This window comes from Streptomyces sp. NPDC054863 (assembly GCF_053610825.1).
Map to the genome: position 1 here is coordinate 1 of NZ_JBSGZD010000252.1, position 11,767 is coordinate 11,767.

Sequence of the window (11,767 nt, forward strand, 5' to 3'; positions counted from 1 at the left end):
GTCCCCGACAGTGGGGACGGCGAGCGGTCGCGCTCCGCGCGTTTGTCCGGACACGGCGAGCAGACCGACGAGACTTTGTCCGGACAAACAGAGCAGGAGTCCGATGCCTTGTCCGGACATACCGAGCCGGGTGACGAAGCCTCGTCCGGACATGCCGTCCGGTCCCCGTGGCGGCGGCCGGTGCTGCTCGCCTTCGCGTGCCTCACCTTCCTGCTGCTGTTCAGCGGCTTCGTACTGCAGCCGTTCCTGATCCCCAGCACCTCGATGCAGCCCACCCTCCAGGTCGGTGACCGGGTCCTGGTGAACAAGCTGGCGTACCGTTTCGGGGCCGCCCCGCTCCGCGGTGACGTGGTGGTCTTCGACGGCACGGGTTCCTTCGTACGGGAGGGGCCCGCGGTCAATCCCGTGACGGGGGCGCTGCGTTGGGCGGGAGCGGCGCTCGGAATCGCCGAGCCCGCCGAGACCGACTTCGTGAAGCGGGTGGTGGGGGTGGGCGGCGACCGCGTCGTCTGCTGCGACAAGCGGGGGAGGATCCAGGTGAACGGGCGGTACGTCGACGAGTCGTACCTGTATCCCGGTGACAGTGCGTCCCGGGTGCCCTTCGACATCGTCGTACCGGACGGGACGCTGTGGATGATGGGCGACCACCGGTCCCGCTCCAGCGACTCCCGCGACCGTCTGGGCAGTCCCGGCGGCGGCATGGTGCCGGTCGACCGGGTGATAGGCCGCGCGGACTGGCTCGGCTGGCCCGCCGGCCGGTGGGGCCCGTTGGAGCGCTCGGACGCCTTCACGGGCGTACGTGCGCCAGCCGGGACCCATGGGTAGCCGCGGCCGGGACCGGGCGGCCCAGGACGTCCCGCTGCCGACGGGGAGCCGGCCCACCACGCCTGCCGCCGTCGGCGGTGACGGGCGTACGGGGCCGGGGCGGGCGGAGCGGCGCAAGCTCGCCCGCAAGGTGAAGCGGCGGCGGCGCAGGTCCGCCGTCAAGGAGATACCCGTCCTCATAGTCGTGGCGCTGCTCATCGCGCTCGTACTGAAGACGTTCCTGGTGCAGGCCTTCGTGATTCCGTCCGGCTCGATGGAGCAGACGATCCGGATCGGCGACCGGGTGCTGGTGGACAAGCTGACCCCGTGGTTCGGGTCGCGTCCCGAGCGCGGCGAGGTCGTCGTCTTCAAGGACCCCGGCGGCTGGCTGGAGAAGGAAGCGGCCCCGGAGGAGGAAGACCCGGTGGTGGTCAAGCAGATCAAGGTCGGGCTGACCTGGATCGGGCTGCTGCCTTCGGCCGACGAGCAGGACCTCATCAAGAGGGTGGTCGCGGTCGGTGGGGACACCGTGAAGTGCTGTGACAAGAATGGTCAGGTCACGGTCAACGGCGTACCGCTCAGTGAACCCTATGTCTTTCCGAACGACCGGCCGTCGAAGATTCCGTTCGAGGTGAAGGTCCCCGAGGGGCGGGTCTTCGTACTGGGGGACCATCGGTCGAACTCGGCCGATTCCCGGTACCACTTGGACGAGAAGTACCAGGGAACGGTCTCGGAGGAGGACGTACTGGGCCGTGCCGTCGTCATCGCCTGGCCGATCGGGCACTGGCGGAAGCTGGAGGTGCCCGAGACCTTCGCCCGCGTCCCCGAACCGCGCGCCGGGGCGGCGGCGGCCCCGGAACCGGCGGATAAGGTGGCGTCCCAGGATCGTCAGGTCCTACTCCCGAGCCCAGGGGAACTCCCGCTCGTTATGGGAGTGGTGGGTCTGCGCCTTCTCGGGCGCGGGCGGTGGCACGGAGTGAGGAGTGGACGTGGGGGATGTGGCGGTCGGTGCCCGGTCCGGACACGACGGACCCGAGGAAAAGCCCGAGCCGGAACGGCGTGCCGATGCGTCCCCGTCCGTGACCCCGGGCCCGGCGAGGGAACAGCGGAGCGGTGAAGAGTTGAGCGACACGGACAACGGCCCGCAGGACAGCGGTACGCACGACGGCAGCAGCGAGGACGGCCACCGGGGCAGCCCGAAGAAGCCCCGTTCCTTCTGGAAGGAACTGCCGCTGCTGATCGGCATCGCCCTCCTCCTCGCCCTGCTGATCAAGACCTTCCTGGTGCAGGCCTTCTCGATTCCCTCCGAGTCGATGCAGGAGACCCTCCAGAAGGGCGACCGCGTCCTGGTCGACAAGCTGACCCCGTGGTTCGGCGCCGAACCGGAGCGCGGCGAGGTCGTGGTGTTCCACGACCCGGGCAACTGGCTCAACACCCCGGTGGAGGAGCCCAACGTCGTGCAGAACGTCCTGAGCTTCATCGGTCTGATGCCGTCCGCCGAGGACAAGGACCTGATCAAGCGGGTCATCGCGGTCGGCGGCGACACCGTGGAGTGCAAGACCGGCGGCTCGGTCATGGTCAACGGCAAGTCGCTGGACGACAAGTCGTACATCTCGCCGCAGGGCACCCCGTGCGACGACCAGCCCTTCGGCCCGCTGAAGGTGCCGGAAGGCAAGATCTGGGTGATGGGCGACAACCGGAAGAATTCCGAGGACTCCCGCTACCACCAGAACCTCCCCACCAAGGGCTTCGTCGACAACGACGAGGTCGTCGGGCGGGCCGTGGTCGTGGCCTGGCCGATCAGCCGCTGGTCGACCCTGCCCGTGCCGGACACCTTCGACCAGCCCGGCCTCGCGAGCGCCACCGCCGCTGCCGCGTCGGCCGCCCCTGGAGCACTCGGTCTGGCGGGCGCGCTGCCGCTGGTGCTCTGGCGCCGCAGGAGGCTGACCCACGGGCGTACCGCCGGGTAGGGTGCCGTCCCAGATCGTTGGTCTCCGAAGCAGGGGGAGCGCTGGGATGGGCAATGCAGGACGTACGGAAGACGGCCACGGCCGCCTCGGCAATGTGTTGTCGGGGCTGGCCGTGGCCGTCGGCTGTGTGCTCTTCCTCGGCGGGTTCGCCTGGGGAGCGCTGGTGTACAAGCCGTACACGGTGCCGTCGGACTCGATGACCCCGTCGATCAACACCGGGGACCGGGTGCTCGCACAGCGCATATCCGGCACCGAGGTGCGCCGCGGGGACGTGGTGGTCTTCACCGACGAGGTGTGGGGCGCCATGCCGATGGTGAAGCGGGTGGTCGGTGTCGGCGGCGACAAGGTCGTCTGCTGCGACAAGGACAAGCGGCTGACCCTGAACGGGAAGCCCGTGGAGGAACCGTATCTGCGCTCCGGGGACGGGGCCGGTTCGCAGCCGTTCAGCGCCACGGTCCCGCAGGACGAGCTCTTCCTCCTGGGAGACGAGCGCCGCACGTCGGTGGACTCCCGGGGGCACCTCATGGACTCCACCCACGGTACGGTCCCGGTGGCCAAGGTCGATGCCCGGGTGGACGCGGTGGCCTGGCCGATCGGCGGCGTACTGGAGCGGCCCGCGGCCTTCGCGTCCCTGCCGGGAGGCGTCTCCGAGCCGGGGCCTGTGAAGCTGTTGGTGACCGCGATCGTGGCGGGTGTGGTGCTGATCTTCGGCGGAGCGGCGTACGGGCCGCTCGCCAAACTGGCCGGACGACGGAAGGTGCGGGTGTGACGACCGGGACGACCGACGCGGACGGACCGGGCCTGGCGGACAGGCCGCTGCGGAAGGTCGCGCGGGTCATCCTGTTCGACCCCGAGGACCGGGTGCTGCTGATGCACGGCTTCGAACCCGAGGACCCGGACCGCAAGTGGTGGTTCACGCCGGGCGGCGGCGTGGAGGGCGACGAGACCCTGGCCGAGGCGGCGCTGCGCGAGGTCGCCGAGGAGACGGGGATCACGGACATCGAGCTCGGGCCGGTGCTGTGGCAGCGGATCTGTTCGTTCCCGTTCGACGGGCGCCGCTGGGACCAGGAGGAATGGTATTTTTCCGCGCGTACGAAGCAGACCGAGACGGTCCTCACCGGACTGACGGAGCTGGAGCGGCGCAGCACCGCGGGTCTGCGGTGGTGGTCCTCCGCCGCCCTCCTCGCGACGCGTGAGACGGTGTACCCGACCAGGCTCGCCGAGCTGCTGCGCACGCTGCTCGACGAGGGTCCTCCGAGTACGCCGATCGTCCTGGCCCCGGAAATCGCATAGGGGCGTACGGGGCTGGCGCACAATAGGGGGACGCACGGCTGAAGGGGAACATGCCATGAGCGCCGAGGACCTCGAGAAGTACGAGACCGAGATGGAGCTGAAGCTCTACCGGGAGTACCGCGATGTCGTCGGTCTGTTCAAATATGTGATCGAGACCGAACGGCGCTTCTACCTCACCAACGACTACGAGATGCAGGTGCACTCGGTCCAGGGCGAGGTGTTTTTCGAAGTATCCATGGCGGACGCGTGGGTCTGGGACATGTACAGGCCCGCCAGGTTCGTCAAGCAGGTCCGGGTGCTCACGTTCAAGGACGTCAACGTGGAAGAGCTCAACAAGAGCGATCTGGAACTTCCGGGTGGCTGAGTTTTCCACAACGGTGGAGTTGTCCACCAAGATCCACTAGTTCGCGGGGATTGCGTCACATTCGGTTCCGGAGGTGGAACTGAATGAACGCGAACAGCGAACGCAAGCAGCGCACCGCACGCGGAAACCTCGGCCGGTACGGCGAGGACCTGGCGGCCCGCTGGCTGACCGAAGTGGGAATGTCCGTACTGGAGCGCAACTGGCGCTGCCAGGCGGGAGAGATCGACATCGTGGCCCGGGACGGCGACTCGCTCGTCGTCTGCGAGGTCAAGACCCGCCGCACCGGCCCCTTCCAGCACCCGATGGAAGCGGTCACCCCCAGGAAGGCGCAGCGACTGCGCACCCTGGCCGAGCTCTGGCTGTACGAGCACGGCGGGCCGCCGCCCGGCGGCGCCAGGATCGACCTCGTGGGCGTCACCCTGCCCCGACGCGGGGCCCCGGTCCTGGAGCACGCGCGGGGGGTGGCCTGATGGGATTCGCGCGTACGTGCTCGGTGGCACTGGTCGGCGTCGAGGGCGTGGTCGTCGAGGTCCAGGCCGACCTGGAGCCCGGTGTCGCAGCCTTCGCCCTCGTGGGGCTGCCGGACAAGAGCCTGTTCGAAAGCAAGGACCGGGTGCGGGCGGCGGTGGTCAATTCCGGCGTCGCCTGGCCGCAGAAGAAGCTGACGGTGGGGCTGAGCCCCGCCTCGGTGCCCAAGAGCGGCTCGGGATTCGACCTCGCGGTCGCGGTGGCGGTCCTCGGGGCGGCCGAGCGGATCGACCCCCGGGAGATCGCCGACCTGGTGATGGTCGGCGAGCTGGGTCTCGACGGCCGGGTCAGACCGGTGCGGGGCATCCTGCCCGCCGTGCTCGCCGCGGCCGAGGCCGGGTACCGGCAGGTGGTCGTACCCGAACAGTGCGCGGCGGAGGCCTCGTTGGTGCCGGGCATCTCGGTCCTCGGCGTACGCAGCCTGCGACAGCTCATCGCGGTGCTCGCCGGGGAGGAGGTGCCCGAGGAGGAACCGGCCGAGGAGGGCCGGCCCGACGCCATACTGGCCGGGCTCATGGTGCCCGGCGCGGGAGCGGGCACCGGACTGGCGGCCGGCAGCGGGCACGCGGGAGCGGACCTGGCGGACGTGGGCGGCCAGGACGCCGCACGGGTCGCCCTGGAGACCGCCGCAGCGGGAGGCCACCACCTGCTGCTCCACGGCCCGCCGGGGGCGGGCAAGACGATGCTGGCTGAGCGGCTGCCCGGACTCCTGCCACCGCTCACCAGGCAGGAGTCCCTGGAAGTGACGGCGGTGCACTCGGTGGCAGGCATCCTGCCGCCGGGCGAACCCCTGGTCACCAGGGCGCCGTACTGCGCACCGCACCACTCGGCGACCATGCAGTCGCTCATCGGCGGGGGCAACGGGCTGCCGAGACCCGGAGCGGTCTCGCTGGCCCATCGGGGAATCCTCTTCATGGACGAGGCGCCCGAATTCACCGCGAAGGCGCTGGATTCCCTGCGCCAGCCACTGGAGTCGGGACATGTGGTGGTGGCACGCAGCGCGGGGGTGGTGAAGTTTCCTGCCCGCTTCCTGATGGTGCTGGCGGCGAACCCCTGCCCCTGCGGCCGGCACGGCTCGCAGGAGGCCAGCTGCGACTGCGGCCCGGCGACGGTCCGCCGCTATCAGTCGAGGCTGTCCGGCCCGCTGATCGACCGGGTCGACCTGATGGTCAGGGTCGAAGCGGTGACCCGCGCGGACCTGATGGGGCAGGGCGGCCGGGGGGAGTCGACCGAGGTCGTCGCCGCCAGGGTGCGCGAGGCGCGGGAGCGGGCCACCGCCCGGCTCGCGGGCACCCCGTGGACCAACAACAGCGAGGTGCCGGGGCACGAACTGCGCACCCGGTGGCAGCCGGTGTCCGGAGCACTCGGCGCAGCCGAACGGGACATGGAACGGGGCCTGCTGACCGCACGGGGCTTCGATCGGGTGCTGCGCGTCGCCTGGACCGTCGCTGATCTGCGCGGGCACGACCGGCCCGACGAGGTCGACCTGGCGCTGGCGCTCCAGATGCGGACCGGGATCGACCGGGGAGCGGTCCGCAGCCACAGCGAGGAGAGGGCCTCGCTGGTGGCCGGAGGTGTGGTGTGAGTGGAGGGGCGGGGAGGGGAACGGGGGTGCGCGAGGCGGAGCGGCTGGCGAGGGCCGCGCTCACCGGCATCATCGAGCCGGGCGACGAGACGGGCGGGCGCTGGCTGCGGGAGTACGGGCCGGTGGAAGTGCTGCGCAGGCTGACGGCACCCGGGCGGGAGGGGCCGGGGCCGACGGCACCCGGTCGGGAGGACTCCGGTCGGGAGGTGTCCGGTCGGGAGGTGTCCGGGCGGGAAGGGGCCGGTCGGGAGGTGCCCGGGCGGCAAGGAGCCGGTCCGGAGAGCTCCGCCGGTCCAACGGGCTCCGCCGGTCCCACGGGCTCTGCTGCGCCAGAGGGCCCCGCCGCATCGGAAGGCCCCCGCCCGGCAGCGGGGGATTCGCTGACCGGGGCGAGCGGGAAGCGGCTCGCCGGCTATCGGAACCGGGCTGCGGCCGTCGATCCGGCCCGCTATCTGGAAGCGGCGGCTGCCGTCGGGGGCCGCCTGGTGTGCCCCGGCGACGAGGAGTGGCCGACCCAGCTGGACGACCTCGGGGACGCCCGCCCCGTCGCGCTCTGGGTGCGGGGCCGGCCGAACCTGCGGATGTGGGCACTGCGGTCCGTCGCCGTCGTCGGGGCCCGCGCCTGCACCCCGTACGGGGCACACATGGCGGCGACCCTTGGCGGCGGGCTCGCGGAGCGCGGCTGGGTGGTGGTGTCCGGGGCCGCGTTCGGGGTCGACGGGGCGGCGCACCGCGGGGTGCTGGCCGCGGGCGGGGCCACCGTCGCGGTCCTGGCCTGCGGGATCGACGTCGGTTATCCCCGAGGGCACGCCGAGTTGATCGGCCGTATCGCCGAACAGGGGCTGGTGGTGGGCGAGTTGCCCCCGGGGAGTCATCCGACAGCAAGCAGGTTCGTGCTGCGTAACCGGGTCATCGCCGCCCTCACCCGGGGCACCGTCGTCGTCGAGGCCGAGTACCGCAGCGGCTCGCTCGTCACCGCCCGCAGCGCCCAGCGCATCGGCCGCTTCACCATGGGGGTACCGGGCCCGGTCACCAGCGGGCTCTCCGCCGGGGTGCACGAACTGCTGCGCGGTGAGGGCGTACTGGTGACGGACGCCGCCGAAATCGTCGAGCTGGTCGGCGAGATCGGCGACCTCGCCCCGGCCAGACGCGGCCCCGTACTCCCCAGGGACCTCCTCGACCCCGTCACCGCACGGGTGCTTGAGGCACTGCCCGCCCGTGAGCGGACCGACGCGCGGAGCGTCGCACGCGATGCGGGGACCACCGGAGATGAAGCGCTCGCCAGGTTGTACGAACTGCACTCGCTCGGGTTCGTCGAACGCCACGGCGACGATTGGCAGTTGGCGTCAAGCGCCGTACGCGGTGCGCGTGCCCGGCGAGGCGGTGCTTGACCAGGGGCGTCCGAGTGAAAAGGTAAAGACGATGACCTTTGAATCGTGCACGGAACCCCGGGTGGAGCAGTCGTGCGCGGCGGTGGCTCCGTCGCCGGGGTGCGGGCCGGGACTGTCAATCGTACGATCCGGTTCCATATCCTTCGCGCACTGCGACGCTCCAGTCACGCTACGCTCGCAAGGATTTCGCCCCGCTCAGGCATCACGCACGGCATTCAAGTCCCCCTCACATCACAGCAGAACGGCTCAAGGCAACGCATGCCCCAGCACACCTCCGGGTCTGACCGCGCGGCAGCGCCCCCGGCTGCCCGCGGAGCCGTACGGCCCCCGGCGCCCTCGTCCGTGGACGAGTTGTGGCGGTCGTACAAGACCACGGCCGACGAGCGGCTGCGGGAGCAGCTGATCCTGCACTACTCGCCGCTGGTCAAGTACGTCGCGGGCCGGGTCAGCGTGGGGCTGCCGCCCAATGTCGAGCAGGCGGACTTCGTGTCCTCCGGGGTCTTCGGGCTGATCGACGCCATCGAGAAGTTCGACATCGAGCGCTCCATCAAGTTCGAGACGTACGCCATCACCCGCATCCGCGGCGCGATGATCGACGAACTCCGCGCCCTGGACTGGATCCCCCGCTCGGTGCGGCAGAAGGCCAAAGCCGTCGAGCGTGCGTACGCGACCCTGGAGGCGAAGCTGCGCCGCACCCCCTCCGAGGGCGAGGTCGCCTCCGAAATGGGCATCGCGGTGGAGGAACTGCACGCGGTCTTCAGCCAGTTGTCGCTCGCCAACGTGGTCGCACTCGAAGACCTGCTGCACGCCGGCGGCGAGGGCGGCGACCGGCTGAGCCTGATGGAGACGCTGGAGGACACCAGCGCGGACAACCCGGTCGAGGTTGCCGAGGACCGCGAGCTGCGCAGGCTGCTCGCCCGCTCCATCAACACGCTCCCCGACCGGGAGAAGACCGTGATCACCCTCTACTACTACGAAGGCCTCACTCTCGCCGAGATCGGCAATGTGCTCGGTGTCACGGAGAGCAGGGTCAGCCAGATCCACACCAAGTCGGTCCTCCAGCTCAGGGCCAAGCTGGCGGACGTCGGCCGCTGACCCCGCGGGGGCGGCGAAGGGCGCTGAATCGTGCCTGCCGGGTGTACCCGTCGTCATCCCGGGCCCGCATCCGTAGAGTGGGGCCGTGCCAAGGATTCGAGCGGCCTCCGTGGCCGAGCACCGGACGATGCAGCGCAGTGCCCTCCTGGACGCTGCCCGATCCCTCCTGTCCGAGGGCGGTACGGAAGCGCTGACCTTCCCCGCCCTCGCCGAGCGCACGGGCCTGGCCCGCTCCTCGGTCTACGAGTACTTCCGATCCAGGGGCGCGGTCGTCGAGGAGCTGTGCGCCGTCGACTTCCCCGTCTGGGCCGCCGAGGTCGAGTCCGCCATGGCGGCGGCCGACACCGCGGAGGGCAAGGTCGAGGCGTACGTACGCCAGCAGCTGACGCTGGTCGGCGACCGCCGCCACCGGGCCGTGGTCGCGATCTCGGCGAGCGAGCTGGACGCCGGTGCCCGCGAGAAGATCCGTGCCGCGCACGGCGGTCTCGTCACCATGATCGGCGACGCCCTGCGCGACCTGGGCCACGAGCAGCCCCGGCTGGCGGCCATGATGCTCCAGGGCGTGGTCGACGCGGCGGTGCGGCGCCTGGAGCTCGGCGGCGCCGCCGAGGAGCCCTGTGTCATTACGGAGGCGGCCGTCTCCATGGCGTTGCGCGGCGTCCGGGGCTGAGCGTCGGGGTCGACGCCGCTGTTGTCGGTGCCGCAGCCGCAGTCGAAGGCCCAGCTGTGTCCGGTGCATCCGGTGCATCCGGTGCATCCGGTACGCAGCCACCGCGGCCACGGACAGCACCAGCGCGTGCAGGGCGTCCGGTGCGAGCGCCGCGACCTTCGAGGACGGTGTGAGCGCGGCGATCCTCGGGGGCGGTGCAAGCGCCGTGACCCTCGGGGGCAGCGGGGGTGCCGGGCCCGGTTCGGGCGGCGGGACGCCGAACACCGGCAGCAGTCGGGGCGGTCCCCGGCGCAGCAGGCCGGGCGGCAGCAGTGACAGCGGGTCGAGGTACTCCTCTCCCCGCAGCAGCCCCCAGTGCAGGCAGCTCGCTGCCGGGCAGTGGTACGTCCCCGGCTCCAGCACTGCCACCACCTGGCCCGCCACCACCTCGTCGCCCTCCGCGACCAGGGCGCGCACCGGTTCGTACGTCGTGCGCAGCGGCGGATCCCCGCTCGCGGGCAACGTGATCGAGAGCACTCCGCGGTTCGCCACCCGGCCCGCGAACGAGACCCGGCCCGGCGCCGCCGCCCGCACCTCGGCGCCGGGCCGCGCCGCCAGGTCCGCGCCCCGGTGACCGGCCGCGTACTTCGACGGCGGCGGCTCCCAGCCCCGTACGACAGCAGGGCGGTCGCCCACCGGCCAGGCCCGGTCGGGGCCCTCCGCGGCGAGGGCCGCGGGCGCCCCCGGCAGCAGGGTGGCGGCCAGTGCGAACCATGCGGTGATCATTAGTCGGTACATGCCGGAAACGGTCCCCTGCCGGGCGGATTCCCGGGGATCATGGACCGTTTCTGTGGACGGCCGGACGGTTGTGGACAACGCCGTCACCCGGCACTGTGCGGGTCCCGTACACTTCTTGTGGCGATCCGGGTCACCGGATCGACTTCGCACGTCCCGCCACCACCCACTCTCAGCGGTCAGTGGCAGCGCTGCTCGGTCCTCAGGGGTTTTCACGACCTCATGGGCACAGCGCGAGGGGCGTCAGGCGTGACCGCCGTCCGGCGGAAGCGATAACCGAGTACCCAAGGAGTACGGCCATGGCCGTCGTCACGATGCGGGAGCTGCTGGAAAGCGGCGTCCACTTCGGTCACCAGACCCGTCGTTGGAACCCGAAGATGAAGCGTTTCATCTTCACGGAGCGCAACGGCATCTACATCATCGACCTGCTCCAGTCGCTGTCGTACATCGACCGCGCCTACGAGTTCGTCAAGGAGACCGTCGCCCACGGCGGCTCCGTCATGTTCGTCGGCACCAAGAAGCAGGCGCAGGAAGCGATCGCCGAGCAGGCGACGCGCGTGGGCATGCCCTACGTCAACCAGCGCTGGCTCGGCGGCATGCTGACCAACTTCTCCACCGTCTACAAGCGCCTCCAGCGCCTGAAGGAGCTGGAGCTCATCGACTTCGAGGACGTGGCCGCGTCGGGCCTCACCAAGAAGGAGCTCCTGGTTCTCTCGCGCGAGAAGGCCAAGCTGGAGAAGACCCTCGGCGGTATCCGCGAGATGTCGAAGGTTCCCAGCGCCGTCTGGATCGTCGACACCAAGAAGGAGCACATCGCCGTCGGCGAGGCTCGCAAGCTGAAGATCCCGGTCGTCGCGATCCTCGACACCAACTGTGACCCCGACGAGGTCGACTACAAGATCCCCGGCAACGACGACGCGATCCGCTCCGTCACGCTGCTCACCCGCGTGATCGCCGACGCCGTCGCCGAGGGCCTCATCGCCCGCTCCGGTGCCGCCACCGGCGACTCCAAGCCGGGCGAGAAGGCCGCCGGCGAGCCCCTCGCCGAGTGGGAGCGCGACCTGCTTGAGGGTGACAAGAAGGCTGACGAGGCTCCGGCCGCCGACGCCGCTGCCGCCGAGGCCGCTCCGGCTGCCGACGCCGAGGCTGCTCCGGTCGCCGACGAGGCTCCGGCCGCCGAGGCCGAGAAGCCGGCCGAGGCCGCTGCCGAGGCTCCGGCCGCGGACGCCGAGCAGGCCTGACCCAGCCCTTAGCGGCTGATCGACGGCGGGGGAGGGTGCGCCACCAGGCGCC

General features: G+C 71.0%; 12 protein-coding genes and 1 pseudogene. 12 read left to right on the forward strand and 1 reads right to left on the reverse strand.

All coding sequences use genetic code 11. From position 1 onward, the window contains the following. The first annotated feature begins 108 nt into the window (after positions 1-108). From lepB (ACWGIG_RS30555) to ACWGIG_RS30605, 11 genes are all read left to right on the forward strand, one after another. Positions 109-825: a signal peptidase I gene (lepB, locus tag ACWGIG_RS30555; protein ID WP_453324925.1), complete on the forward strand. Its 717-nt coding sequence runs from the start codon at positions 109-111 to the stop codon at positions 823-825. Then, on the forward strand, positions 818-1,921 hold the full coding sequence (lepB, locus tag ACWGIG_RS30560; protein WP_453324926.1) for a signal peptidase I: 1,104 nt from the start codon (positions 818-820) through the stop codon (positions 1,919-1,921). Before lepB (ACWGIG_RS30555) ends, lepB (ACWGIG_RS30560) begins: the two co-directional genes overlap by 8 nt. A gap of 4 nt (positions 1,922-1,925) precedes the next feature. Beyond that, positions 1,926-2,774, forward strand: coding sequence for a signal peptidase I (gene lepB, locus ACWGIG_RS30565; RefSeq protein WP_453324927.1), 849 nt, complete (start codon positions 1,926-1,928; stop codon positions 2,772-2,774). 46 nt (positions 2,775-2,820) lie between these two features. After that, positions 2,821-3,543, forward strand: coding sequence for a signal peptidase I (gene lepB / locus ACWGIG_RS30570; RefSeq protein ID WP_453324928.1), 723 nt, complete (start codon positions 2,821-2,823; stop codon positions 3,541-3,543). After that, complete coding sequence (locus ACWGIG_RS30575) at positions 3,540-4,067, forward strand: NUDIX hydrolase (protein WP_453324929.1); 528 nt, start codon at positions 3,540-3,542, stop codon at positions 4,065-4,067. The genes lepB (ACWGIG_RS30570) and ACWGIG_RS30575 overlap by 4 nt, the downstream gene beginning before the upstream one ends. 55 nt (positions 4,068-4,122) lie before the next feature. Continuing rightward, positions 4,123-4,431 (forward strand): DUF2469 domain-containing protein, encoded by a 309-nt coding sequence (locus tag ACWGIG_RS30580; protein WP_185034425.1) that lies wholly within the window; start codon positions 4,123-4,125, stop codon positions 4,429-4,431. Between the two features lie 83 nt (positions 4,432-4,514). Then, positions 4,515-4,901, forward strand: coding sequence for a YraN family protein (locus tag ACWGIG_RS30585; protein WP_398420581.1), 387 nt, complete (start codon positions 4,515-4,517; stop codon positions 4,899-4,901). Then, on the forward strand, positions 4,901-6,544 hold the full coding sequence (locus ACWGIG_RS30590; protein ID WP_453324930.1) for a YifB family Mg chelatase-like AAA ATPase: 1,644 nt from the start codon (positions 4,901-4,903) through the stop codon (positions 6,542-6,544). Before ACWGIG_RS30585 ends, ACWGIG_RS30590 begins: the two co-directional genes overlap by 1 nt. A gap of 26 nt (positions 6,545-6,570) precedes the next feature. Further along, on the forward strand, positions 6,571-7,935 hold the full coding sequence (gene dprA, locus ACWGIG_RS30595; RefSeq protein ID WP_453324931.1) for a DNA-processing protein DprA: 1,365 nt from the start codon (positions 6,571-6,573) through the stop codon (positions 7,933-7,935). Positions 7,936-8,193: 258 nt separating this feature from the next. Beyond that, complete coding sequence (gene whiG, locus ACWGIG_RS30600) at positions 8,194-9,030, forward strand: RNA polymerase sigma factor WhiG (RefSeq protein ID WP_453324932.1); 837 nt, start codon at positions 8,194-8,196, stop codon at positions 9,028-9,030. Between the two features lie 109 nt (positions 9,031-9,139). Further along, positions 9,140-9,700: a TetR/AcrR family transcriptional regulator gene (locus ACWGIG_RS30605; protein ID WP_362416715.1), complete on the forward strand. Its 561-nt coding sequence runs from the start codon at positions 9,140-9,142 to the stop codon at positions 9,698-9,700. A gap of 378 nt (positions 9,701-10,078) precedes the next feature. Here ACWGIG_RS30605 and ACWGIG_RS30610 read toward each other — a convergent pair. Further along, positions 10,079-10,477, reverse strand: a pseudogene (locus ACWGIG_RS30610) (peptidoglycan DD-metalloendopeptidase family protein); the annotation flags it as partial. A gap of 296 nt (positions 10,478-10,773) precedes the next feature. Here ACWGIG_RS30610 and rpsB point away from each other — a divergent pair. Further along, positions 10,774-11,715: a 30S ribosomal protein S2 gene (rpsB, locus tag ACWGIG_RS30615; RefSeq protein ID WP_453324933.1), complete on the forward strand. Its 942-nt coding sequence runs from the start codon at positions 10,774-10,776 to the stop codon at positions 11,713-11,715. The last annotated feature ends 52 nt before the right edge of the window (positions 11,716-11,767 follow it).

What these genes read in the sequence shown, in the direction of transcription:
- lepB (WP_453324926.1), top strand. Translation starts at nt 818, where the DNA reads ATGGGTAGCCGCGGCCGGGACCGGGCGGCCCAGGACGTCCCGCTGCCG.
- lepB (WP_453324928.1), top strand. Translation starts at nt 2,821, where the DNA reads ATGGGCAATGCAGGACGTACGGAAGACGGCCACGGCCGCCTCGGCAAT.
- ACWGIG_RS30580 (WP_185034425.1), top strand. Translation starts at nt 4,123, where the DNA reads ATGAGCGCCGAGGACCTCGAGAAGTACGAGACCGAGATGGAGCTGAAG.
- ACWGIG_RS30585 (WP_398420581.1), top strand. Translation starts at nt 4,515, where the DNA reads ATGAACGCGAACAGCGAACGCAAGCAGCGCACCGCACGCGGAAACCTC.
- ACWGIG_RS30590 (WP_453324930.1), top strand. Translation starts at nt 4,901, where the DNA reads ATGGGATTCGCGCGTACGTGCTCGGTGGCACTGGTCGGCGTCGAGGGC.
- whiG (WP_453324932.1), top strand. Translation starts at nt 8,194, where the DNA reads ATGCCCCAGCACACCTCCGGGTCTGACCGCGCGGCAGCGCCCCCGGCT.
- rpsB (WP_453324933.1), top strand. Translation starts at nt 10,774, where the DNA reads ATGGCCGTCGTCACGATGCGGGAGCTGCTGGAAAGCGGCGTCCACTTC.